This is a genomic window from Lacimicrobium alkaliphilum (assembly GCF_002591895.1).
GTDB lineage: Bacteria > Pseudomonadota > Gammaproteobacteria > Enterobacterales > Alteromonadaceae > Lacimicrobium > Lacimicrobium alkaliphilum.
This window is the reverse complement of record NZ_NISX01000005.1, coordinates 82,902-106,600: the sequence shown is the minus strand read 5'-3', so window position 1 is coordinate 106,600 and position 23,699 is coordinate 82,902. Positions and strand designations below refer to the sequence as shown.

Below are 23,699 nucleotides of genomic sequence, written 5' to 3'. Positions count from 1 at the left end.
AGGATCGATTTTTGCAGGGTTTTTGATAAGCTATGCTGTTGTAGTTGGCTGGTCCTCTTGATGGAAATACAGTGGAAATAGAATCTTCCTTAGTTGCATCACAACAAGGTCTGATTGTTAATCCTGCGATTAAAGAAACACCGCGGGAGGCCAACCCGCGCCAGCAGCAGGACAATGCCCCAACAGAACTTCCCCGTTCACAAACCGTTATCCGCCAGGGTAGTGAAGAGTCTCAGGTTCAGGCAGACCGATATCGTGATCAGCAAAAGCAGTTTTATGATCAGCCAGAACCCCGCAATCGCCAGGCCATTGATGCCTACCAGAGCCTTTCCAGGTTGCAGGCCAGAGAACAGATTCAGCAGTCTATGGGCATCGACACATATGTTTAAAGATATGACTTCACTGGCTATTCGTTAATGGACTTCATCTGATCTAATTCAGTATAGATTCAGTTTAAACGCACATAATGATCCTTAACGATTGTGTTAATCTAAATTCCGGGGAATGGAAGTTTTAAGGAGTAAGTATGAAGCGACTTTTAATTGTAGCTATGGTGCTGGGAATGGCGGGGTGCTCTACGATTCCCGAGCCCATACAGCTTGAAGATGAGAGTAATTTGCTGAGCTATCAGCAAGTGTCAGCCAGCCCTGAGCAGACTCGCGGCGCCAAGGTGCGCTGGGGCGGCGTAATTGCCAGAGTGGATAATCTGAAACAAAATACCCGTCTGGAGGTATTGTCTTACCCCCTCAAAAGCTATGGCCGTCCCATAACCAGTGATGACAGTGCTGGTCGGTTCAGGGTTTATATCGATGGCTTTGTTGATCCTATGGTGTACAAAGCGGGCCGTTTACTGACCGTAATTGGTGAAGCAGGTGGCAGCGAATCAGGTTCGGTGGGTGAACATGAATATGTTTTTCCCGTAGTCAATGCCAGCGGATATCACATGTGGAAGAACATTGACCGAGTCAGTGTCTCTGGTTTCGGAGTGGGTATGGGAACCTGGCCCGGCTATTACTCTTCCTGGTACGGTTGGCATTTATGGCCCTATCACCAGCGAGTGATCATTCGCTCTAAAAACTCAAAAGGGAACATTGTGCCTTCATCGGGTTCAGTGAATAACAGCAGACCCAAAGCGAATCGCTCTCCATCTCCGGCGCGCGCGCAAAGGCCTGCAAGGCCGCAGCCGAGGCAAAATACCAACAGAGATATGGGTAATATACAGCGCCACTGAGGCAAAAAATTGCCGTTCAAATAAGCCAGCAAGGCAAAGTGGTGATAAAAAGCGGCAATTAATTGCCGCTTTTTTGTTTCTGTTATGGGGGCTGGTAGAGGGCTAAACCCAGTTGCATCTGTCAGAGGAAATCCTTATGGTCAGTTTTTATCTTCAAACGGGGTTCTGATGACTGAGCTTTCCTTTCAATTACGCCATTTGCGTCTCAGTGGTCAGCGATTTGGTGATCCACAAGGGGCCAAAGTCCTGGCGTTACATGGGTGGCTTGATAATAGTGCGAGCTTCATTCCATTAGCTGAGCACCTTGAATGTATCGATTTAGTCGCAGTAGATTTAACCGGTCATGGCCATTCAGCCCATCGCAGCGCCGATGCGCACTATCATCTTCCTGACTGGATCCAGGATATTTATGAGCTTACTCAATCTCTGGGCTGGAATGAGTTTCATCTGCTGGGGCATTCTCTTGGCGGAATTATCAGTTCATTGTATGCCGCTACATTTCCGGAACACATTAAAACGCTGACGACGATTGAAGCCTTTGGGCCTTTGAGCCGCGAGGCAACAAGCAGCGCCACCCAGCTGCGTGAGTCGGTCATCAGTCGCATCGAAATCGACAATAAAGAAGCCAGACACCCGCCATCACTGGAACGCGCTACGACGGCCCGCATGATGGCCGGTGATTTGGCGCGCGAGTCGGCAAGATTACTGGTGCAACGCAATCTGGCAGAGGATGGGCAACAACTGAAGTGGCGAACCGACCGCAGGCTAAGAACCATCTCATCGCTGAGAATGACAGAAGAGCAGGCCACTGCCTTTATCCGTGAAATTGTCTGCCCGGTGCTGTCGATTACCGGCAGCAAAGGCTTTGAAAAAGTCAGGCTTAATCAACAGCGCCGTGCATCACTGGTTGAAAAACTGCAGGTGGCTGAATGCGAAGGTGGCCACCATTTGCATATGGATAATCCGCAGCCGGTGGCGCAACAGTTTCTTTCATTCCTGCGGGAGCATGGTGCATTAGATTAGTCATTTATCTTTGCTAAGGCTTTGGCTACTATAGTGGTCAGACCCCTTGTTAAAAAGTGGTTAAAATAACAACAGGTTCACCATAATAACGATAAGAGCCCTCAGGAGGCATTGTGGAAAAGACTTGGCTAGAGCATTATCCTGCTGATATCCCTGCCGACATCGATGCAGATCACTATTCGTCGATCATTGATATTTTTGAACAATCAGTGAAAAAATATGCCGATAAAGTCGCCTTTATCAATATGGGCAAAGAGATCACCTATGCCGAACTAGATAGTTATACTCTCCAGTTTGCCGCCTATCTGCAGAATATGGGGCTGAAAAAAGGTGATTCGGTTGCCATCATGATGCCCAATTTGTTGCAAAACCCCGTTGCCATCTTCGGTGTTCTGAGGGCGGGCCTGACGGTGGTTAATGTAAACCCTCTTTATACTGCAAGGGAACTCAAGCATCAGTTAAATGACTCTGACGCTAAGGCCATCGTGATTGTTGAAAACTTTGCCCATACGCTGGCTAAAGTGATTAGCGAAACCAAAATTAACAAAGTCTTCCTGACTCAGGTGGGCGATATGCTGTCGGCACCTAAACGTTGGCTGGTGAACTTTGTTATCAAGCACGTTAAGAAGATGGTGCCCGCTTTTTCTCTGACAAATACCATGGGGTTTATGGAGGCTATCCACGCTGGTAAATCCATGCAATACAGCCGCCCTGATGTGAGTGGTGAGTCTATCGCCTTTTTGCAGTATACCGGAGGAACCACGGGCGTTTCCAAAGGGGCCATGCTGACACACCGTAATATGGTGGCGAATCTTGAGCAGATTTCGGTGATTCTGGAACCGGTCATGACTGATTCAGAAGAGCTGGTGGTTACGGCGCTGCCGCTCTATCATATCTTCGCCCTGACCGCGAATTGCCTGACCTTTGTGAAATATGGGTGTAAAAATCTGCTGATTACCAACCCCCGTGATATGCCGGGTTTTGTTAAAGAGCTGGCGAAATACCCGTTCACGGTGCTAACCGGCGTTAATACTCTGTTTAATGGTTTGCTCAATACCCCCGGGTTTAAAGATCTCGACTTCAGTAATTTCAAGTTTGCTCTGGGCGGCGGTATGGCTGTACAGCGGCCGGTTGCAGAAAAATGGCAGAAGGTTACCGGCCATGTTCTGCTGGAAGGTTACGGTCTTACTGAATGTTGCCCGGTGGTCAGTATCAATTACCCAACTATAACCCCTGAATACACTGGCTCTATCGGTATGCCGGTCCCTTCTACGGATGTTAAGCTGGTGGATGAAGACGGCAATGTCGTGCCACCCGGTGAGCCGGGCGAACTGTATGTCAAAGGGCCTCAGGTAATGAAAGGGTATCTCAACCGTGAAGAGGCGACAAAGGAAGTACTGAATGACGGCTGGCTGGCCACCGGGGATATTGCCCGCATGGACGAAAAAGGGTGTTTCTTTATTGTTGACCGTAAAAAAGACATGATTCTGGTGTCCGGGTTTAATGTTTTCCCTAATGAAATTGAAGAAGTGGCGGCTATGCACGATGGCGTTACTGAAGTTGCCGCAGTGGGTGTGCCCAACGAGGCTACTGGTGAAGCAGTTAAACTCTTTGTGGTAAAAAAAGACGCATCACTGACCGAAGAAACGTTGATTGCCCATTGCCGTAAGCATCTCACCGGGTATAAAGTACCTAAACAGGTTGAGTTTCGTGATGAGTTGCCAAAAACAAACGTAGGCAAAATCCTCAGAAGAGAATTAAGGGAGTAGTCGAAAAGCCGGCACCCGCCGGTTTTTTCATTTTAAACAGATGCAGTATCAGTTTATCGAGAGTGAACAGGAGCTGGCGGATTACTGCCGTCAGGCTTCGCTGAAGTCCTTCATTGCTGTTGATACGGAGTTTGTGCGAACACGCACCCTGTACCCCAGACTCGGGCTGGTTCAGCTGTATGATGGTGAGCAATTGGCACTGGTGGACCCTGTGGCGATTAGCGATCTTACGCCACTCAAGAATTTGCTGACCAATGAGAGCATCATTACGGTATTGCATGCCTGCTCTGAAGATTTGGAAACCTTCTGGTCTGCAATGGGGATTGTTCCAACCCGGGTTTTTGATACCCAGGTGGCGGCAGCCATGCTGAATATGGGCTCTTCGCTGGGCTATGCAAAGCTGGTGGAGGAGATGTCAGGGGTAATACTGGACAAAGGGGAGTCTCGTACCGACTGGTTAGCCAGACCTTTGAGCCAGCAGCAGCTGCACTATGCGGCCAATGATGTGTTGTATCTGTTTAACCTTTATCCGCAACTGGCGGAGCAAATAGAGCAGCAACAGAAAACGGCCTGGGTGTTTGCCGAGGTGTTGCAGGTTATCGCTAAAAAGCAGGCTGTACTGCCATTGGAATGCGCTTATCTGACGGTCAAAAATAACTGGCAATTAAAGGGCAGGGCATTGCTGGTGCTGAAGCGTCTCGCCAGTTGGCGGCTACAGACCGCAAGAGAGCGGGATATCGCCCTGAACTTTGTGCTCAAAGAGCAAGCCATGTTGGAACTGGCCAGGCGTCAGCCGGGCTCAAAAAATGCGCTACATGGCATCACTGATCTGATGCCTCAGGATATTCGCCGCCATGGCGATAGCCTGATAAACGTTATCAGTCAGGCCTTGTCATTACCGCCAGAGCACTATCCTGCTCACGTGGAGAGGCTAGTCGATTTTCCCGCCTACAAGAAAACCAGTAAAGCCTTGCGTGATCTGTGTGTGAAAGTCGCACAGCAAAATGGCCTGCCGGTTGAGATGTTAGGGTCAAAAAAACAGATCAATCAATTGCTCAAGTGGCTGTGGTTTGAGTTAGATGAGAGTAAACTAATGGGCCTGAAACCAGATTTGATTAGTGGTTGGCGAGCGCCTTTACTGAAGGATGGCATTGACCGTATTTTACCTGCTAACTGATGGTAAAACACTAACCAACCAAACCGGAGATCCCCACCCAGCATGTTGTGCGCCATTTACAAAAGCAACAGAAAAGAGCAGACCTATCTGTTTGTCGGTAAACGAGATGACTTTTCCTCTGTACCAGAGCCGTTAATGCAAAGCTTTGGTCAGCCTCAGCTTGCTATGATCATTGAACTCAAAGCCGAAACTAAACTGGCCATCAGCAATCCTCAGAAGGTGATGGAAGCGCTGCAGGGCCAGGGTTATTATTTACAACTTCCGCCGCCACAGGAAAACCTGTTGGCGCAATATAAACAGCAACAGGAGCCCCTCAATGACTAGAGTCTTATGCGTACTGGCCCTCATCCTCAGTACCGGTGTCGCCGCTAAACCCAGTTTTGACGAGTACGTGGCGTCACTGAAACAGGAGGCCATCGAGAAAGGCTACACAGCAGACTTTGTTGAACAGGCATTTGCAGATATTAAATTTTATGAGCGGGCAGTCAGTTCTGATAAAAATCAGCCGGAGTTTAAACTGACATTGGATAAGTATCTTTCGACCCGGGTGCCGGACTGGAAAGTAAAGCAGGCCGCAGAGAAGTACCGGGAACATCAGCAGGTACTGGAGCAGGTCGGTGAGAAGTTTGGCGTACAACCGCGGTTTATCGTAGCGCTGTGGGGCAATGAGAGTAATTTTGGCCGAATCCAGGGTGACTATCCGGTTGTCTCGGCACTGGCAACGCTGGCCTATGAAGGCCGCCGCGAAACCCTATTCAAAAAGCAACTTTTTGCAGCGTTGAAAATCCTCGATGAGGGGCACATCAGCAAAGAGCAGTTTCTTGGCTCCTGGGCTGGCGCAATGGGGCAAAGCCAGTTTATGCCGACGTCGTTTAATGCCTATGCGTATGATTTTGACGGCGACGGTAAAAAAGATATCTGGCAGAACCCGGCAGATGTTTTTGCCTCTATCGCTAACTACCTCAAATCAGCGGGGTGGGATGACAGCCTCACCTGGGGGCGTCAGGTGACGTTGCCTGAAGAATTCGATTATGCACTTGCTGGTCTGGACAAAGGCAAGATGAAAAGATTGTCTGAATGGCAGGCACTTGGCGTGCGTCGCTATGATGGCAGCGACCTGCCTGGACGTGATGTCAAGGCCAGCCTGATCATGCCGGATGATGAAAAGGGCCGTATTTTCCTCGTATATAAAAACTTTCACAGTCTGATGAACTGGAATCGTTCGACTTATTTCGGCAGTGCCGTGGGCTATCTGTCTGATCGCATCAAAAATGAGATGAACTGATGGCAGAGTATGTGCACCGGGATCATCAGGGGCAGCCTGTTTCTTTGCCTGCAGGTAAAGTGGTCTGTGTCGGGCGGAATTATATGGATCATATCCGCGAGCTGAATAACGAAGTACCTGATAAGCCATTGCTTTTTATTAAACCTTCAACTTCGCTTCAGCCTTTTGCCGGAGAGATTGTCATTCCTGCTGATCAGGGGGAGTGCCACAATGAATTAGAGGTGGCGGTGCTCATTAAAGAGCGCCTTAGCCAGGCTTCTGCTGAACAGGCTCAGGCGGCTATCTGGGGATATGGGGTGGCACTGGATCTGACTCTGCGCGAGGTGCAGAGTGACCTTAAAGCTAAAGGGCAGCCTTGGGAACGAGCCAAAGCTTTTGATGGCAGTTGTCCGGTCAGTGGATTTGTGCCCGCCCCTGGCATCACTGACAGCACGAATATCGATTTTACTCTGCGGGTTAATCAGTCTGTGCGTCAGCAGGGTAATACAAAAATGATGATCCATCCGATTCTGGAGCTGATTTGTGAGATTTCACGGAGCTTTACGTTATTGCCCGGCGACCTGGTACTTACCGGCACACCAAAGGGTGTCGGCCCTTTAAATGCAGGAGACCGGCTCGAGGCTACGCTGGAAGGCGTGATTGAGGCAAAAGCCAGGGTGGTTAATGGTGACTGAAGATAAGTTCTGGGAACATAAGACGCTGGAGCAAATGAACGACAGGGAATGGGAAGCCCTGTGTGATGGGTGTGGTAAGTGCTGTCTGCAGAAATTCATCGAAGACGATGAGGGGGAGGGCGAGCCTACAGCCGAAATTAAGCCTGGTGAGGAAGTGCATTACACCAATATTGTCTGCCATTTACTGAATACCAAAACCTGCCAGTGCACGCAGTATGAAAAGCGCACCCAACTGGTTCCGGACTGCGTCAAGTTGACCAAAGAGAACCTCAAAGACATCTTTTTTATGCCACCAAGTTGCAGTTATCGGCGCATTTATGAAGGCCGTGGGCTGCCCTCATGGCATCCGTTGTTGCATAAAAACAAGAAATCAGCCATGCACAAGGCTGGCATCTCGGTGCGCGGAAAAACGGTGCCCGATGACGAGTACTCGCTGGACGATTTTGAAGACTATATCGTCAGTTGGCCTCTTAAGGATCTGGATTAGCGTCCCTGCGTCCGGATTCTGTGTACTAAAACCCTACTCCGGCTCCAGTGCCCGTTGTTTCATTTTCAGGTAATACGGCATGCAACTTTCAGCGACGGCTTTTTGTTGCTCAGTCAGCTCTGGCAGGCTATCACGTGGCGGGGAGAAACCTTCAGAGTCTTCTACAGAGTGATACCAGTGAGGTGCCCAAACACCGTCTGCGTCACGTTTTCCTTTTGGCCATTTGAGCATTTGCGGGTAGAAGGTAACGCCAAGCGCCGTACAAATCGCTTTTAACATGGGTTCTGGTGAGCGAAGGAGTGCATCTGAGTCCACTACCGGAATTTTCTGAGCGCTGATTTCACATAGTTGTTGATACAGAGTGTACTGACGTTCGATACCAATATCGGCTGCGTTGCACTGGCCCATGCTGCGGGAATACGAGTCTACCACTTTGTCCGGATGACGAATCAGAAAACAATGGCGTAACGAAGCACACCAGCTCATATCTGCCTGCCCGGGAATATGATGGGTCATTTGCTTTTGATATTGCAGCGCCGAAGATACCGGCCCCTGACTTAATTCGCGGGCAACGGCATCGAAATCGCTGCTCTGTGCCGCCAGTATTTCATCCTGGTGAGGGTGAACGGCCCCGGTCTGATTTAAAAAGCTGGCATAAAAGGGTTCATCCACCACTTCTGTATCCGGACGGTTCTCCCAGCTTCTCATCATGGCGGTAGAGATGTTGCGTGGTCCTGACCACATGGCGATCCGTATTGTCATAGGCTGCTCCCATGTTGTTGTTCGATCATACTCAGATAATGCTGCTGTAACTGTTTTATAAGGGGGTACTGCCGATTACCAATCTGACGCCCGTCTACTTCACGCACTGGCGTCAATCCGGCGAACGTGCCTGTGACAAAGGCTTCTTCCGCGCCATACACTTCAGACAGGCTAAAGTTTTTCTCATACACCGGTATCTGGTGTTGTTTGCACAGGTTGATGACATTGCGCCGGGTAATGCCATCCAGACAATAGTCGCCACTTGAGGTCCACACTTCACCTTCACGGATGATAAAGAAGTGTGTGGAATTGCAGGTGGCTACAAAACCGTGAGGATCCAGCATCAATGACTCGTCAGCACCGGCTTTCGCGGCCTGAATGCAGGCAAAGATGCAATTCAGTTTGGAGTGCGTATTGAGTTTGGGATCCTGAACATCGGGATACCCGCGGCGCACGTGGCTGGTAAATAAACGAATTCCGGCAAAATCAGGCTGTACCAGCGGTGTTTTAAATTCGGCAATAATGACGATGGTTGCTCCGCCGACGGTCATCCGTGGATCCTGATAAGGAGTGGCTTTAATACCCCGGGTGACCATTAAACGAATATGAACACCATCATGCATGTCGTTGGCATCGCAGGTGCGTTTAATACGTTCGACCATCTCTTGCTGGCTGATGCCAATGTCCATATCCAGCGCTTTGGCACCGTCATAAAGTCTTTTCATATGCTGGTTGATAAAAGCCAGATTTCCCTGATGTAACCGGATCCCTTCCCAGACCCCGTCACCAAGAATAAAGCCACTGTCAAACACCGATATTTTGGCTTCCTGACGCGGTAGCAACTCGCCATTGATATTGATCAGAATATTCTCATTTCTGGGATCATCCTGATATTCGTGTGTACCTTTGCCCATATCTGCTCCCTAAAGTTGCAATATACTCAGCGTAACTTACTGTATTGGTATGGTGTTGTTTAATGTCGCATAGTTTTTAGTGTTGTGACCACTGCAGGAGAAAAATTTGCGCCAGGTGATTTGTCTGGCAGGACTGCTTACTGTTAGCTGGCTGTCTTTCGCTGCGCCACCGGTCACAAAGCCGAAACTGACCATTGGTGTTCAGGCGATTAATCATTACCCTCACTACGACATCACCAGTGGTACCTTGCGCGGTTTTGCCGGTGACCTGTTCAGACTCTTCGCTGAGGCAAATCAGATTGAACTGGAATTTGTGCCCCTGCCGGTAAAGCGTTTATCGAGAGAAATTCATCGTTCGGTGGACTTTGTTTATCCTGACAACCCGAAATGGCAGGCATTACGTGAGGGAGATGACGGGCGTCACTATAGCCAGCCTGTGGTATTGAACAGAGGAGTGGCGCTGGTGTTACCGGCTGCTCAGACAATCCGTCTTGAGCAGGTGAAATCCGTGTCAATTGTCCGCGGTTTTACGCCAACGAAATGGATGGCACTCCAGTCTCAGCATAATTATCAGTTTGTGGAAGTACAGAATACCCGTGTTGCAGCGATGATGGCGTTAAAAGGCAGGGTTGATGCCGCTGAAGTGGAATATCATGTCGCCATGCATCACCTTACTGAGCTGGGCTTAGAAAACATGCTGGTGGTGGCAGAACACTTGCCTCAGTCCAGTGTCTGGTACCACGTATCCACCCTTGAAGCGCTGGAAATGCTGGCAGAGTTTGACTTGTTTTTGGTGGAACAGAATTTAACCATAGAGAGATTGGCAGAGAAGTATCAGCTCAACGATACCCCGGAATAAAAAAAATCCCGCCATGTGGCGGGATTGGGAAAAAGGGAGAAGCTTCAAATACTTAGCTGATACGTGATAACAATTCCTGACCGATTTCGGTGCTCAGGTGGCCGTTGGTCTCGGCCCATTGCTTCAGTTCCATACCGTCTTTCTCGGCACCGGTCAGATCTGTTTTGCTCATGCGCTTGATCATGTAGGTGCCAGTCTCAACAGAGCTGTTCTCCATTGAGTAACGAATTAAGCTGCTACCGCCACAGCTGATGCCGGTGTAGTAGTCACCCAGGCGCAGTCTGTAGTCGTTCTGAACCTGACGCAGTTTTTTACGCAGTTCAGATTTGTCATCGTTTTTAACGATAGTGCAGATGTTAGCCAGGTCGTCGTTGATATCTGCAAAGCTTGCAGGAGCGAAAACCAAAGCTGAAAGGGTAGTGATAATTGCGATTGCTGACTTTTTCATAATATTGCCTCTTAAGTTTTTAAAGTGTAACTGTCTTGACGGAATCTATCGTATGAAAAAGCAGCGGCGGCAAACAGGGGGCAGTTTTGTACCCTGGTATAAGAAATAATACTTATAATGCGGTGAGGGAATAATGTGGCATACGCTCAGCCCTTTAGGTTAAAGGGCTGAGCTCTTATTACCGGGGGGATTTGCGGATTCGGGCTTGCCCGGAATGAGTTGGTTTTTAAGGCTTTTTTCTTCAGTTTGCTCACCAACTAACCTCGCGCCCCAGCGCCTCAGGCCCTCAAAGCCCCATAAACAAACTGCCACAGCCAGCAGTGATATCAGCATGCCGGGAATGCCAAGAACTTTTTGTTCGTTAAACAAAGTCCACACAAACTGGCCAACGCAGAGCGTTGCTACCACTAACAGTGTGGGTTTTCGACCAATACGGGCGACAATAAAGACACCCAGCGGCGCACCTATTGCCACCACCGGGGCTGCTGCCAGCCAGTTTTCAAAGGTGCCGGCCTGCAATCCCTCGCCCAGCGTGGTTTTCACCAGTACGCCCAGCACAGAGGTATAGGCCATAATCACCACAGAAGAGGGGATGGCTATTTTCAGGTCAGCGCGGCATAACAATACCAGCGCCGTATACAACACCATATCGATACCTACTCCGGTGACGGCGACGACGGTGGCCCCGGCCAGCAGACCTACCCACAGGCCAAGACGAAAATCCCAGTTCTCATCAAATTCCGTCATACCACTATGCCCGGCTATTTCACTTAGCCGGTATAAATGCAGCAGACCAAAACTTGCCCAAACCACCGCAAAGGTGAGTTTGATCCAAAGCTCAGGAATATATGGAGCGATAAAGAATATTCCCAGTGGCGTACCGATAAGGGCACCCAACATGGCACCCTGTAAAATAGCCCAGGCCAGCGGCTGGCGCCGGCACAGAATAAAAATACTGGCGCTGATCATACCGATGGACTGAATCGCGAAACTGAAATCCCGCCCCAGGCTGGCAGGCAGGTCGAATAATAATACCAGTACCGGGAAACCTACGGTGCCGCCCCCCATAGGCGTGGATCCTGCCGCATAGCTGCCAATGGCCATCGCCAGGGCCATTGGCCAGTGGGCCACAGCCTCTGACCACAGATTCTGACCGATAACTAAATACAGCCAGACACAGAAAAAAGCGCCTAAGCATAGTAGCCATATCCATAAATATTGTTTGGGAGGGGAATGAAAAGTCATCGATGCCAACTGCTGCTGAATGGGAGTAAAAGTTTACCAGCGACCTTAAAGAAAGGCCACGATGATAAGTGTCGGAGCGAAAAAGAACTTTTACAAAATACCGGCGTATTGACATGAAAACGATAATGTTCGGCGGCATAATTATTCTGTCATTAATTAAAGACGTTCTGCGAGGTACTCATGAATACAAAAGGATTGCTCGATCAGTTAATGAAATCCGGTGACCAGTTACTTGGCCAGGTGAAAGATCAGAAGACCTCAACGAAGGGGCAGGGAAGCGGGTTATCGGGGCTGATGTCCGGATTTGGCGGCGGCGCTGTCACGGGAGGCGCGCTGGGATTGTTGCTGGGCAGTAAAAAGGGGCGAAAAATGGGTGGTAAGGTACTTACCTATGGCGGACTCGCCGCGCTCGGTGTTGTGGCTTACAAAGCTTATTCTGCTTACCAGCAGAAACAGAATAACCCGGCTGCTGAACCACAAACTATTGATCGCCTGCCCGATGCGCAGGCCGAACAACATTCACTGGCAATTTTACGCGCACTGATTGGTGCGGCCAAATCAGACGGACATATCGATGAACGTGAGCGGCAGCTAATCAATGAAGAAATGGCCAAACTCGATAACCAGCAGGATACCCGCCAATGGCTGCAACTGGAGCTGGCTAAACCCCTTGATCCGGCCGAAATCGCCAGTGCTGCCAGTACCCCGGAAATCGCTGCAGAAATGTATCTGGCCAGTTTGCTGGTGGTTGATGAGCAAAACTATATGGAACGCACCTACCTGCAGGAACTGGCCCGACAAATGAGACTGGATCCGGCCCTGCAACAGGAACTGTATGCTCAGGCGGGTGAGGCATTGCGATCTGCCCGATAGACCAACAAGCATCTGTAAGGCCGGAAAAGACAATGACAAAAAATTTGCTTAGCGGGTTAGGAGAGCGTAACGCCAGATTAAAAGTCTATATCGCCAATCGCCCTGACTATGGATTTGCGGATAATAAATATGGAATGCGCGTGCTGGCGGGGCAGGAGATCGCCTATATTGGGCGGGCGTGCGGTAATGGCTGGCGTAAGGTGTTTAACGTATATGCCAAATTAGTGTTTACATTACCCCACGCATCTGGCTTCAGGCAGGATGCTCAAAGCTGGCAACAATATCGGGACTCATATCTGTTGCAAGCAGGAAGTGATACCGCATTGTGCTTTAATGCGCCCGATGTCAGCGATCCGGCTGGCCTGCATATTGTTATGGGCCGCACTTATGCTAAATCCCTGATGCTTGGCGATGGTCTCGAGTGGATTAACCCTGAGTTTGCTATAGACCGTGAGCACAGATTGATCGTCTGCCCCTATTTTGATTACCGTCAGCTCTCCAATAGCAAGATTCTGTTTCTATCGGATTTGATACAGGGCGTTTTCTTTTAGTTGCTCATACATCGCCCCGTTGGCGGATAACAGGGCTTTGCGCTTTTCGTTTTCTACGGTGTTACGTTGCGCCTCTTCTAACAGGGCTTCTTTTTGCTTTTCAAGCATGCTGATCAGTTGCTTCTTCTGCTCACTGCTTAAACTATCATCATTACTGACCGTCTGAATACGCTCTTCAATTTCGTTGAGTTTTTCGCGATCAATTCCCATTCTGGCGTCAATGAGCAGTTGCATAATGTCTTCGTACGTTTTGTCAGTGGTTGCAGTGCTCTGCTTTGCCTGCTCCTGATTAGCCGCCTGTCCAGGACTCTGTCCCTGAGTTGCAGCAATCTGTGTCGGGTTGCCTGAAGCGGAACTAAGCTGATCTTCAAAACGGTCATAAAGCCCTTTAAGTTCGCGGTTTTGCTCAGTCCAGCCTTCGCGGCTGACCCGAAACTCAAGGTTACCGCGTAACAGACCGAAAAATTGTGCCACACCTTGTTGGCCCCACTGTTGCTCTGGTGGCAGTACCGGTTTCTGAGGCATGCCTTCGACCTGGATCCCATAGATAGTAAGGTGCATATGAAATCCCTGTAATGCCTTTTCCATCTCCCCCATGCCTTCGGTGGCCTTATCCCATGCGGCTTTGACATGCTCGGGGGCATTGACCGGCGGGAAAATGATCGATCTCGCCAGGCCCACCTCTACAATGCCATCATTATTCAGGTCGACCTTATCTGAATGGTCCGGCTGACTCAGAAGGTTAGCGGCTCCCTCTTCGGACAACCCTCGAGGATTTATCGGATCTGCCAGTGAATTGGCTTTTTGCAGTAATGCCAGTTGTTCGGGGGATAGTGCCAGTAGGCGCTGTTTAGCGCTGCCTGACTGAGCTTTGGCCTGATCCAGCAATGTACCAAACTGCTGAATTTCATCCTGACTAAGCTGACGTCTGTTCAACAGGGTGATAGACCTGTTGCTGAACTGAATACTGTCAATCATGCTACTCTCCTTTTGCAATGCGTCGATAACCTGTTGCTTTAACGGGTAACGGGCGGCAATGTTTTGCCGGGGGGAACGGCAAACCGGTCAAATTGGTTCGTGGCTGGCATGGAGACGCTCAATCAACCACCTGCTGCAGCTAGCCACCGGTCATTCCTTTATCTGTTTTTCAATTTTTAAACCATAAAATGCAATTTTCAAACCATAACGAAAGGGAGAGCCTTACTAAACCACGAAGTAAGAAGCGGTTTATAGGGGGATAATAAAGGTTGAACAGCGAGGCGGTGTGCCTTTCCTGGTGAATTTTATTGTTCCGGTGTTTTGGTTAATCACCGCCGCCGAGCATTTTTCGCAGCTTTTCTTCTGCTATTTCTGCCGGGGTCATGTTCGCTGGTTGTTGTTTATCTGTTTCTTGTGGCGGCTCATCACCGAACAAAGCGGCCAGTTCGGCTTTGGCCTGGCGTGACTTGTCCACATAGCCACCTTTATAGGCATCAGTGGTGGGTTTAAAGTAGTCGCAGAAATTCGCCTTTTCTGTATCAGATGGTGACTCTGCTCGTTCCTCTTCGCAGCCTCTGGGGCCAAAATGCTCACACATTTTGCACACATGCTGATCAGCCTGGCAGTGGGCACAGGTTTCTCTTCGCGACAGCGGCAGAATAAGGTCGGTTAAAGCTTCTCCGCAATGCCAGCACTGATATTCCCGCGACATAGTTAGTCCCCTTTAAAGCGAGTGTATAGCGATGCTACGCCACATTCTGTGCTTTCACAAACTACCAGGGGCAGGGCAGTGATCACGAATACCAGTTTTGGGCAGGTGTTCATAGGCAAGTGGACCTAAAGCCACAGCCTTAAAGTCTTGAGCTAAAGAGCCTTTTTGGTAGGCATTACGGCATTGGCAAAGATCAGGCCCGCTACCAGTGACATAAAGATCAGAAAGGTTTCCTGCCCTATATGTTCAGTCTGGACAAAATCCTGCCCGGAGACAAAAGAATTCAGACCAATATAGGTTTTGGAGCCGGGTACAAGTACGATAACCCCCTGCATAACCACGATACTGGCCGGTGAGTTGGCCAGCCTGGCAAAAAGATTTGAATAAACACCTACAGCGAAGGCACCGACAAATGTGGCCAGGCCTAATTCCAGATAAGGCGCGCTGATAATACTGGTGCCATAGGCAATAAATCCGGACAGTAAAGCCCAGGGGGCATGTTTGAGGCGCATACGCAATATGACAACCAGAGCAGTACACAGCAACAGTATCGCTAACCAGGCAGTCCACCTGGCTAAGGGCTCGGGTGGAACAAACTCGCTTTGTCCGAATAATCCCAGACCCAGTGATACACCCAGGAAAGCACCAAAATACAGTTTGAACAGCAACATCAGCGAGTCCATTACCCTGGCAGTACCGGACACCAGATGCCGGGCAGACAATTCAGCAAGCCCCAGCGCCAGAGCCAACCCGGGAATAAACACGATAATCGACGACAACACCACCAGACGGATATTGATGCTGCTATCCACATAACTGCTGATGGCACATGCCAACAGGCCCGCCACCATTGCCACTACCGGCTCCAGCATATGGGTTACTCGTTTAGATTTAGCGGCCCAAAGTACCCAAAAATACACCACCAGGCCAATGGCGCCGGACCAGAGTACGTCATTCCAGCTAGAACCCAGCAGCATGGCAAAAGCACCAGTGGAGAGACAAAAAGCACCACCGGTGGCCAGTTTGCCATAGGGATTGGGTAGTGCGTCTATTTCGTTCAATAGTCTGTCGGCTTCAGTTAATGTCAGCTTACCTTCCAATAGCTGAGTGACCAGTTCATCGGTGCGGGCCAGTGAACCTAAGTCCAGATCACCGGGCTGAACCCGTGCGGCATGGGTATATTCGTCCTCGTGCTTGTCACTCCAGATCACAAAGGTCATGGAAGTGGGGGTGGAGATAAAAGAAGCATGCACGCCCAGATAGGTGGCCACTTCGGTCAGATGGGCTTCCTGACGAAACGCAGGTGTGCCGTACTTGTGCAACATCTTGCCAAGTTTGACGATAAATTTACGGATCTGTACGAATTCTGCCTTATCCACCTTGCTGTCTCTTTTGGTTGTTGTGCCCATGCCTGAGCGAATCGGCGCGGATTGTAGTGGCAATCGTTACCTTCAACAATGACTATTTTTTATGCGGTTTGGATTAGATAAATTATTTTCTATGAGAACGGGTCAAAGATATGTCTGAGGTGGTTTGATCAGTGATTCAGCAGGAATACCCAAGCCTTGATGAAGTCTCCAGATCATTTTTAAGGTCAGTGAACGCTTATGATTCAGGATCTCATAAACGCGATTGCTTTTGCCGATCATTGGCTCAAGATCTTTTACGGTTAGGCCTTTGCGTTCCATTTCGAATTTTATGGCCTCAACAGGATCTGGCAATTCCATAGGAAAATGCCTCGCTTCATAAGCCTCGATCAATGTGACCATGACATCAAGCTTTTCACCTTCCGGCGTATCCGTTTTGGCCATCATCAGGCCCTCAATCTCTTTTAATGCCGCATGATAGTCGGCATCAGTTCTAATTGGTTTAATGTTCATAATTAACGCTCTCCAACCCCTGTTAACTGCGAGGTGCCAGGCTAAATTGTTTGCGCATCTATTTTATCGTACTGCACATGAGTGCCAATAAAACGGATGTATACGACTCGATAGGCGTAGTTGATCCAAACGACCAGTCGGTACTTATTGCCTGCAATATTGAAAACTACACGCCCATCTTTGAGGATACTGGCATTTCTAAAGTCCTGTTTCACCTCGGCCGGTGTACTCCAGTCAGCAGCCAGTGTATGACGATACCAGGCCAGTGCTGGCTCTTTAGCATCCAGATACTCAGGATTATTTTCCCAGAATGCTTTCAGTGTGGACAAGGCTATTATTCTCATAAAACGAGAATAGTCCCAAAATGGGATGCTTGTCAATGTGAATCAGCTAAGCAACAAACAGGCAGGTGGTATAAAGCGGCCAATAAAAAACCCCATGCCTTGCGGCACAGGGTTTGTATTGGTGGAGCTGGCGGGATTATTCCGGACATTCTGTCCTCCGCCCTAAGGGCCATCGTCGTGCCTCCTATGTTCAAATTCGCTCCCGACAAATTTGTCGAACCCTGCGGGTTCTCGTCCCGAACACAAATAAAAAAGGCCACCCTGCAGGGTGGCCTCTTAGAATTGGTGGAGCTGGCGGGACTCGAACCCGCGTCCAGAAAGCGTCTACCGTTGGTACTACATGCTTATTTTGTCTTTTATTTAACTATTTCGAACTCCGACAAACAGGATTTCTCATAGCGGTCCTGCTTATATTTCGCGGTTCAACCCCAGGCGGGTTTCCCTCGCTAGTTCATGTGGATGACCTTCCGAACCTCTACCCATGAACGAAGTCTGAGTGGAAGGGCTCACGGCCGGTTATTAAGCGGCGAGAGCGTAGTTTTCGTCGTTTGCGACTACTTTAAGTGCGGCTTTTTAAAGAGGCCAACCGCTCCTCTGCATGCACCTCAGGCGTCCAGAATCCTGTCGAATCCAAAATCAGCCCCGAAATCGTTCACACAATCTCTATATGCGCCTCAAGTGTACCATATTCAAGAGCTGCGCAGTAAAAATTTAATCTTTCCTGATAATCTGAGATGGTTGCCAGTGTTGTGGGTGACAGAAATCAGTTTTCAGGTTCTGTCAGGCACTGTGCTTCATAATCCGTTCTTTCTGACGTTCCCAGTCGCGGTTTTTCACTGTATCCCGCTTGTCCTGATTGTGTTTACCTTTAGCCAGGTAAACCTCAACTTTGACCCAGCACTTTTTCCAGTACATGGCGGTGGCCACAATCGAATAGCCCTGGCGTTCGCGGGCACCGATCAGGCGATTTATTTCTCTTTGCTTTAATAATAGTTTGCGGGAGCGGTCCGGGTCGCACACCACGTGGCTCGAGGCCTCTTTCATTGGCTGAATACTGCAGCCAAGCAGATAAGCTTCGCCGTTGTGAATGATCACATAGCTGTCTGAGAGATTAACCTTACCGGCACGGATGCTTTTGACTTCCCACCCCTGTAGTGACAATCCTGCTTCGAATTTGTCTTCGAGAAAGTACTCGTGGCGGGCCTTCTTATTCAGCGCAATAGTGCTGCTTTGTTTAGATTTGTTCGTCTTCTTATTCATCGGCGGTATTATACCCAAATGGCCTTAATATGCGAGTTTCAGGTTACCTGGTCAATATATGCTCAGGTTGTCTTATTGCAGCGCTTTGCACACCCGTAAAAGGGTGACGGGCCTGCACTTTAAGGTGACTTGGGGGTATACTGCAACGAATTTTTCATGGCGGCTGGCAAACATGCCGCCATATCCGTAATGTCCCTGTACTGGTGGGGCACAATGAAGGAGTCTTGATGGCGAATGTGAATCGCAGTGCACTGGTCAGTTACAGTGCTGAATCCATGTTTGATTTGGTTAACGATGTTGATGCCTATCCCCAGTTCCTTCCTGGCTGCGCCGAGACACAGGTGCATAACGCCGATGAAGACCGCATGAAGGCCTCAATTCTGATCAGTAAAGGCGGTTTACGTCAGTGGTTTACTACCCAGAACCAGCTGAAGCGGGGAGAGTATATTCAGATGGAGTTGATTGAAGGGCCTTTCAGTCATTTAAGCGGTGGCTGGCGGTTTACGCCGTTGTCTGCCGATGCCTGTAAAATTGAATTAGATCTGAAGTTTGAATTTGCCAGTCGCCTGGCACAGGCGGCCTTTGGAAAAATATTCAGCAGTATTGCCAGCAATATGGTGTCAGCTTTTACGCAGCGGGCCAGGGAGGTGTACGGTGACCGATAAGCAGATTCGTCTTGAAGTGACCTATGCATTGCCGGATCAACAGGCACTGATGGAAGTGGTAGTGGAGCAGGGCGCCACGGTAGAACAGGCCATTAAAGCCTCAGGTATTCTGCGCCGCTTTGAGCACATTGATCTTGCAAACAGTAAGGTCGGTATTTGGTACAAAACCTGTAAGCTTGATGATCAGCCCAAAGAAGGTGACAGAATCGCTATCTACAGGCCATTAATTGCAGACCCGAAAGAAGTCAGACGGCGCCGGGCCGAAAAAGCAAAACAAGAAGGCCGTGCCGACAAAGTCACCGGGGGGCGGGTGAATTCGTTAAAACGCAAAGCACCAGAACAAGGCAGTGATTAAATACAGGCGGAGTGTAATTCCGCCTGCATTGATTCTGATAAATATTATTCTGGCTGTTGATTTAAAGGCGTATTGAAGTTTTCTGGCTGCTCAAAATCGCCCTGCATGGTCGCCAGTGCGTCGTCTTTAAACTCAAGCACAAGATCTTTACGCACATCCTTACCACCCATGCCACGTTTCATGGTGTAAACGTAATACCATTTGTCATCACTAAAGGTATCTTCAATTACAGGCTTGCCAAGAATAAAAGCTACCTGTTCCCTGCTCATTTGTACCCGTAACTTGTCGATATCATCCTGATCCAGGTAGTTGCCCTGAGGAATATCAATACGGTAAATCCAGCTTTGGCAGGCTTGCAAGCTTGTAAGAATAATGAGGCTGATTAAGAGTTTTTTATAGGTCATAGTTATTCGGTCTTCACTGAGTGGCTGCATCCTAACTGTTTGCCGTAGAACTGTCTATGGCAGATCTAAGCAGGGTGACAATAAGTCAGGAAATCGGCGGCCTTCATCCAGAACGTTGTCATCTGACAGGCCGCTGCTAAGAGCCTCTAATGAGCGAGAAGTTCCCTGGCATTCGCCATAGCCGTTTCGGTGAGTTTGTCACCGGTGAGCAAACGTGCCAGCTCTTCCACTCGTTGTTCCTGCTCAAGTGTCTGCATATGGGTTTCGGTAGTTGTGCCGTCACTGAATTTGGTCACCAACATCTGATTGTGGGCACTGGCGGCTACCTGTGGCAGATGCGTTACACAAAGTACCTGGGCCTTTTCGCCGAGTTTACGCAATAACTGGCCGACAACAGAAGCGGTAGGCCCGCTGATGCCTGAATCGACTTCATCAAATATCAAGGTGGGTACCTGATGGCTGGTAATGACCTGAACGGCGAGGCCGATTCGAGACAGTTCACCGCCTGAAGCGACTTTCTCGAGTACCTCTGGTGGTTGTCCTGGGTTAGTGGCAACCAGCAGGTGAATCTGATCCAGGCCATAGCGGCTGATAGTAGCACTGGGGTCGAACGCTACCTGCACCTCAACTTTAGCCTGGGCCATATTCATTTTGCGAATACGCTGTTCTATTTCGCGGGCCAGTTTGTTACCGGCCTGTTGTCTGGATTGACTCAGTGCCTGTGCATGATGCACATAATCCTGCTTAAGATTGTCCAGTTTATCGGCGAGCTGCTCAAGACGATCATCATCCTGTTGCAACTGTGCATATTCATGCAGCAACTGCTGGTGGTGCTGATACAGGTTTTCCGGTACTACCTGATGTTTGCGTGCCAGTTCCATGGCTTTGGAGAAGCGCTCTTCAACCTGCTGCATTCGCAATGGATCGATCTCCAGCCCTTCTACATAGTCACGTAACTGCACGGCAGCTTCATCAACCTGAATGGTGGCTTCAGACAGCAGCTCAATAATCGGCACCAGGCTGGCATCCTGCTCACGTAACTCAGAAAGCCTGTCTACGGCATGCTGGATCAATGACAGGGCATTGATATCGTCGTCATCATAAAGCTGATGAAAACTCAGTTGTGACTGTTCCAGCAGGCTCTGGCTGTGACTCAGGCGTTTATGTTCTTTCTCAAGGCTGGCAAACTCCTCTTCCTCAATGGCAAAGTCATTCAGCTCCTGTACCTGATACTCCAGCAACTGACGCCGGGCCTCACGCTGCTCCTGGTTTTGCAACAGGGCCTGATAGTCCTGCTTACTTTCCTGCAATATATTAAAGGCCTGCCTGACCTTGTCCAGTAACGGCGAGTGTTTAGCAAAGTCATCGACAATGCGGCGCTGATTGTCTGCTTTGAGTAATTGTTGATGGGCATGCTGGCCATGGATACTGATAAGCAGGTTACCCAGTATCTTTAACTGCTGAAGTGAAGCGGGTATACCGTTTATATAAGCTTTAGAGCGGCCTTCTGCGGAGATCACCCGCCGGATGATACATTCTTCAGTATCCATATCCTGCTCAGTGAGCCAGCGTGTTGCCGCCGGTAAATCATCCAGAGTGAAACTGGCAGTGATCTCGGCTTTCTTAGCCCCTTTTCGCACCATGCTGGCTTCGGCCCGGTCACCTAAACACAGGCCCAGAGCATCGATGGCGATCGATTTCCCCGCACCGGTTTCCCCGGTGACCGCGGTCATCCCCTTCGCCAGGTCGATATCGAGGGACTGAACAATTGCAAAATGTCGGATAGAAAGTTGTACCAGCATTGTAAACCTCTGTTTATTTATACAGGTCGCTGTAACTATATACAGTTAAATATTTCTGTCCAGCATCTGATAAAAATTTTTCCTGATCCTTCTCTCCTATCTCCTCACCCCTTACTGATACAGAGTTGAATTTAACCGGCTGACGCGATCGTCCGCATAAATTCGGCCCTACAATTCCTCACACTTCACTAATAAAGCTTGCTACCCCAGCCCAGTTTGGCCCGTAATACGCTGAAATAGTTATAGCTTTTAGGGTGGATAAGACGCAGGGTGTAGGGGTTTTTGCGAATACGAATTTCATCGCCGGGCAATACACTTAATACTACATGGCCATCACAACTGACCTGCAGGGTTTCGGTGTTGTCCTGGGAGATCACCAGCCGGATCTCACTGTTGGCATCCAATACAATAGGGCGGCTACTCAGGGTATGAGGAAACATGGGCACCAGCGTCAGCGCATCGAGATTGGGCATCAGTATGGGACCACCACCGGAGAGGGAGTAGGCGGTTGAGCCTGTTGGCGTGGCGATAATCAGGCCATCAGAGCGCTGGCTGAACACAAACTGAGCATCAACATGCACTTCAAATTCCATCATATGTGCTACTTCGCTGTGATGCACTACGGCTTCATTAACTGCGGCATTGCTGCTTTTTAGCTGATCATGTCGGTAAACTTCTACTTCAAGTAAAAAACGTTGCTCAGTCACATAGTTACCGGCAAAAATATCGTCTAACTGGGCTTCAATATTATCCGGATGGATGTCGGTTAAAAAGCCCAGGTTACCCCGGTTGACGCCAACCACGCCGACATTAAAGCGCGATAGTACCCGCGCCGCGCCCAGCATATTGCCGTCGCCGCCTACCACAATAGCCAGATCGGCGACTTTACCAATGCCGACAATATCCATTGCTTCAAGGTTGTCGTTATCGAATCGGGTAGCAACCTGTTCTTCAACCAGTACACGATAGCCGTTCTGTATCAGGTATTCATAGATTGCCCTGAGGCTCTCATTCGCTCCCTGATGATCGGGTTTACCAATCAACCCTATGGTTTTAAAGCGTTCTTGCATGGCTACAGGCCCATTATCAGTTGCGGCTTGGTAATCGTAAACGCGGTCAGATGCGGGGCATCTGAGGCGAATAGAGTATCTGTTTATCCTAATCACAAAGAGAGTAACTGTCGCGGTAAATAATGCAATAGCCATTGCTGTGATGGAAAGTTGGAAAAACCCCTTGAATCGCTGTAAACCAACCCCATTTACTGCTGCAACCTGATTTACAGACTTAGTTAGACGGAGAGCCGAATGAGCAACGAGCAGCAGCCACAACAAGACGAGCAGCAGCCGGAGACTGAAAAACAACAGGATGTTCAGGCTGAGCAAGATGCTCAGCAAGAGCAGAAGCTGAGCCCGGAGGAGCAACGAATCGCTGAACTGGAATTGGCCCTTGAAAAAGCGGAAACCACAGTCAGGGATCAGAAAGACTCTGTGCTCAGGGCTCGGGCCGATATGGAGAATGCGCGCAAACGAGCCGAAGCTGAAATTGATAAGGCCAGAAAGTTTGCACTTGAACGCTTTGCCGGTGAACTGCTGAACGTGATCGATAACCTTGAGCGCGCATTGCAGGTGGCTGATGCCAGCAATGAAGCCGTGAAGCCATTAATCGAAGGTGTGGAACTGACACATAAGTCATTTATCTCCACCATCGAGAAATTCGGCATGCAGGTCATCGATCCGCAGGGAGAGAGCTTTAACCCCGATCTGCATCAGGCCATGTCGATGCAGGAAAGCGATGAAGTGGAGCCGAATTCCGTTATTGCAGTCATGCAAAAAGGTTATCAGCTAAACGGACGTCTGTTACGCCCGGCCATGGTGATGGTTTCCCGTGCTCCGGAAGCCGGAGTGGATACAGAAGCCTAATAGACACAAATTTACTGGGGATTTTTTTGCCCTTGTTATTGAAAACAAGCTCGGGCATCCCCACAAAAGTAGCAACTGGTAT

The 23,699-nt window shown here is 49.3% G+C and carries 28 protein-coding genes and 1 other RNA gene; 15 read left to right on the top strand and 14 right to left on the bottom strand.

Features of this window, described 5'->3' with window-relative positions:
* The first annotated feature begins 71 nt into the window (after window positions 1-71).
* The 9 genes from CDA54_RS06505 to CDA54_RS06465 all read left to right on the top strand — a co-directional run bounded on the left by CDA54_RS06505 (window position 72) and on the right by CDA54_RS06465 (window position 7,646).
* A complete protein-coding gene (locus tag CDA54_RS06505; RefSeq protein ID WP_099034182.1) occupies window positions 72-389 on the top strand; it encodes a hypothetical protein in 318 nt (105 codons plus the stop codon).
* Between the two features lie 137 nt (window positions 390-526).
* The gene (locus CDA54_RS06500) at window positions 527-1,231 is read left to right on the top strand and encodes a Slp family lipoprotein (RefSeq protein WP_099034181.1); all 705 of its coding nucleotides are present in this window, start codon (window positions 527-529) and stop codon (window positions 1,229-1,231) included.
* Window positions 1,232-1,399: 168 nt separating this feature from the next.
* Window positions 1,400-2,254 (top strand): alpha/beta fold hydrolase, encoded by an 855-nt coding sequence (locus CDA54_RS06495; protein ID WP_229748102.1) that lies wholly within the window; start codon window positions 1,400-1,402, stop codon window positions 2,252-2,254.
* 113 nt (window positions 2,255-2,367) lie between these two features.
* Entirely contained in the window at window positions 2,368-4,023 is a 1,656-nt protein-coding gene (fadD, locus tag CDA54_RS06490) for a long-chain-fatty-acid--CoA ligase FadD (protein WP_099034180.1), read from the top strand.
* Between the two features lie 40 nt (window positions 4,024-4,063).
* Window positions 4,064-5,200, top strand: a complete 1,137-nt coding sequence (gene rnd, locus CDA54_RS06485) for a ribonuclease D (protein WP_099034179.1) — start codon at window positions 4,064-4,066, stop codon at window positions 5,198-5,200.
* Between the two features lie 42 nt (window positions 5,201-5,242).
* The gene (locus CDA54_RS06480; RefSeq protein WP_099034178.1) at window positions 5,243-5,524 is read left to right on the top strand and encodes a YcgL domain-containing protein; all 282 of its coding nucleotides are present in this window, start codon (window positions 5,243-5,245) and stop codon (window positions 5,522-5,524) included.
* Window positions 5,517-6,485, top strand: a complete 969-nt coding sequence (locus CDA54_RS06475) for a lytic murein transglycosylase (protein ID WP_099034177.1) — start codon at window positions 5,517-5,519, stop codon at window positions 6,483-6,485. Before CDA54_RS06480 ends, CDA54_RS06475 begins: the two co-directional genes overlap by 8 nt.
* Window positions 6,485-7,159, top strand: a complete 675-nt coding sequence (locus CDA54_RS06470; RefSeq protein WP_099034176.1) for a fumarylacetoacetate hydrolase family protein — start codon at window positions 6,485-6,487, stop codon at window positions 7,157-7,159. The genes CDA54_RS06475 and CDA54_RS06470 overlap by 1 nt, the downstream gene beginning before the upstream one ends.
* Entirely contained in the window at window positions 7,149-7,646 is a 498-nt protein-coding gene (locus CDA54_RS06465) for a YcgN family cysteine cluster protein (RefSeq protein WP_099034175.1), read from the top strand. Before CDA54_RS06470 ends, CDA54_RS06465 begins: the two co-directional genes overlap by 11 nt.
* Window positions 7,647-7,679: 33 nt before the next feature.
* Here CDA54_RS06465 and CDA54_RS06460 read toward each other — a convergent pair whose 3' ends face one another.
* On the bottom strand, window positions 7,680-8,408 hold the full coding sequence (locus tag CDA54_RS06460; protein ID WP_099034174.1) for a sulfotransferase-like domain-containing protein: 729 nt from the start codon (window positions 8,406-8,408) through the stop codon (window positions 7,680-7,682).
* Complete coding sequence (locus CDA54_RS06455; RefSeq protein ID WP_099034173.1) at window positions 8,405-9,322, bottom strand: aminotransferase class IV; 918 nt, start codon at window positions 9,320-9,322, stop codon at window positions 8,405-8,407. Before CDA54_RS06455 ends, CDA54_RS06460 begins: the two co-directional genes overlap by 4 nt.
* Before the next feature lie 106 nt (window positions 9,323-9,428).
* Between CDA54_RS06455 and CDA54_RS06450 the strand changes: the two genes are divergently transcribed.
* Window positions 9,429-10,181 (top strand): substrate-binding periplasmic protein, encoded by a 753-nt coding sequence (locus CDA54_RS06450; protein WP_180237130.1) that lies wholly within the window; start codon window positions 9,429-9,431, stop codon window positions 10,179-10,181.
* A 52-nt stretch (window positions 10,182-10,233) separates the two neighbouring features.
* On the opposite strand, the gene CDA54_RS06445 is transcribed toward CDA54_RS06450, so the two are convergent.
* Window positions 10,234-10,629 carry a DUF3718 domain-containing protein gene (locus CDA54_RS06445; protein ID WP_229748103.1) on the bottom strand — a complete coding sequence of 132 codons (396 nt, stop codon included), beginning with the start codon at window positions 10,627-10,629 and terminating at the stop codon, window positions 10,234-10,236.
* Window positions 10,630-10,788: 159 nt separating this feature from the next.
* Window positions 10,789-11,874 (bottom strand): sulfite exporter TauE/SafE family protein, encoded by a 1,086-nt coding sequence (locus CDA54_RS06440; RefSeq protein ID WP_099034170.1) that lies wholly within the window; start codon window positions 11,872-11,874, stop codon window positions 10,789-10,791.
* A 180-nt stretch (window positions 11,875-12,054) separates the two neighbouring features.
* On the opposite strand from CDA54_RS06440, the gene CDA54_RS06435 reads away from it, so the two are divergent.
* Together CDA54_RS06435 and CDA54_RS06430 are read left to right on the top strand one after the other, a co-directional pair.
* The gene (locus tag CDA54_RS06435; RefSeq protein WP_099034169.1) at window positions 12,055-12,747 is read left to right on the top strand and encodes a tellurite resistance TerB family protein; all 693 of its coding nucleotides are present in this window, start codon (window positions 12,055-12,057) and stop codon (window positions 12,745-12,747) included.
* 32 nt (window positions 12,748-12,779) lie between these two features.
* Complete coding sequence (locus CDA54_RS06430) at window positions 12,780-13,298, top strand: DUF6942 family protein (RefSeq protein ID WP_099034168.1); 519 nt, start codon at window positions 12,780-12,782, stop codon at window positions 13,296-13,298.
* Here the strand turns inward: CDA54_RS06430 and CDA54_RS06425 are convergent.
* From CDA54_RS06425 to smpB, 7 genes are all read right to left on the bottom strand, one after another.
* The gene (locus CDA54_RS06425) at window positions 13,266-14,276 is read right to left on the bottom strand and encodes a hypothetical protein (RefSeq protein ID WP_099034167.1); all 1,011 of its coding nucleotides are present in this window, start codon (window positions 14,274-14,276) and stop codon (window positions 13,266-13,268) included. The genes CDA54_RS06430 and CDA54_RS06425 overlap by 33 nt on opposite strands.
* 325 nt (window positions 14,277-14,601) lie before the next feature.
* Entirely contained in the window at window positions 14,602-14,988 is a 387-nt protein-coding gene (locus CDA54_RS06420) for a hypothetical protein (RefSeq protein ID WP_180237128.1), read from the bottom strand.
* 152 nt (window positions 14,989-15,140) lie between these two features.
* A complete protein-coding gene (locus CDA54_RS06415; protein WP_099034302.1) occupies window positions 15,141-16,367 on the bottom strand; it encodes a threonine/serine exporter family protein in 1,227 nt (408 codons plus the stop codon).
* Between the two features lie 132 nt (window positions 16,368-16,499).
* Window positions 16,500-16,868 carry a helix-turn-helix domain-containing protein gene (locus CDA54_RS06410; protein ID WP_099034166.1) on the bottom strand — a complete coding sequence of 123 codons (369 nt, stop codon included), beginning with the start codon at window positions 16,866-16,868 and terminating at the stop codon, window positions 16,500-16,502.
* Window positions 16,869-16,909: 41 nt separating this feature from the next.
* Window positions 16,910-17,212: a type II toxin-antitoxin system HigB family toxin gene (locus tag CDA54_RS06405; protein WP_099034165.1), complete on the bottom strand. Its 303-nt coding sequence runs from the start codon at window positions 17,210-17,212 to the stop codon at window positions 16,910-16,912.
* 283 nt (window positions 17,213-17,495) lie between these two features.
* Window positions 17,496-17,856: a transfer-messenger RNA gene (gene ssrA / locus CDA54_RS06400) on the bottom strand.
* Between the two features lie 136 nt (window positions 17,857-17,992).
* On the bottom strand, window positions 17,993-18,472 hold the full coding sequence (gene smpB, locus CDA54_RS06395; RefSeq protein WP_099034164.1) for an SsrA-binding protein SmpB: 480 nt from the start codon (window positions 18,470-18,472) through the stop codon (window positions 17,993-17,995).
* Window positions 18,473-18,699: 227 nt separating this feature from the next.
* On the opposite strand from smpB, the gene CDA54_RS06390 reads away from it, so the two are divergent.
* Entirely contained in the window at window positions 18,700-19,137 is a 438-nt protein-coding gene (locus CDA54_RS06390) for a type II toxin-antitoxin system RatA family toxin (protein WP_099034163.1), read from the top strand.
* Entirely contained in the window at window positions 19,127-19,492 is a 366-nt protein-coding gene (locus tag CDA54_RS06385; RefSeq protein WP_099034162.1) for an RnfH family protein, read from the top strand. The genes CDA54_RS06390 and CDA54_RS06385 overlap by 11 nt, the downstream gene beginning before the upstream one ends.
* 44 nt (window positions 19,493-19,536) lie before the next feature.
* Here the strand turns inward: CDA54_RS06385 and CDA54_RS06380 are convergent, their stop codons facing one another.
* The 3 genes from CDA54_RS06380 to nadK all read right to left on the bottom strand — a co-directional run bounded on the left by CDA54_RS06380 (window position 19,537) and on the right by nadK (window position 22,768).
* Window positions 19,537-19,896, bottom strand: coding sequence for an outer membrane protein assembly factor BamE (locus CDA54_RS06380; RefSeq protein ID WP_099034301.1), 360 nt, complete (start codon window positions 19,894-19,896; stop codon window positions 19,537-19,539).
* 146 nt (window positions 19,897-20,042) lie between these two features.
* The gene (recN, locus tag CDA54_RS06375; protein ID WP_099034161.1) at window positions 20,043-21,698 is read right to left on the bottom strand and encodes a DNA repair protein RecN; all 1,656 of its coding nucleotides are present in this window, start codon (window positions 21,696-21,698) and stop codon (window positions 20,043-20,045) included.
* A gap of 188 nt (window positions 21,699-21,886) precedes the next feature.
* Window positions 21,887-22,768 carry an NAD(+) kinase gene (gene nadK / locus CDA54_RS06370; RefSeq protein ID WP_099034160.1) on the bottom strand — a complete coding sequence of 294 codons (882 nt, stop codon included), beginning with the start codon at window positions 22,766-22,768 and terminating at the stop codon, window positions 21,887-21,889.
* A 234-nt stretch (window positions 22,769-23,002) separates the two neighbouring features.
* On the opposite strand from nadK, the gene grpE reads away from it, so the two are divergent.
* Window positions 23,003-23,617, top strand: coding sequence for a nucleotide exchange factor GrpE (grpE, locus tag CDA54_RS06365; protein WP_099034159.1), 615 nt, complete (start codon window positions 23,003-23,005; stop codon window positions 23,615-23,617).
* Window positions 23,618-23,699: the final 82 nt, after the last annotated feature.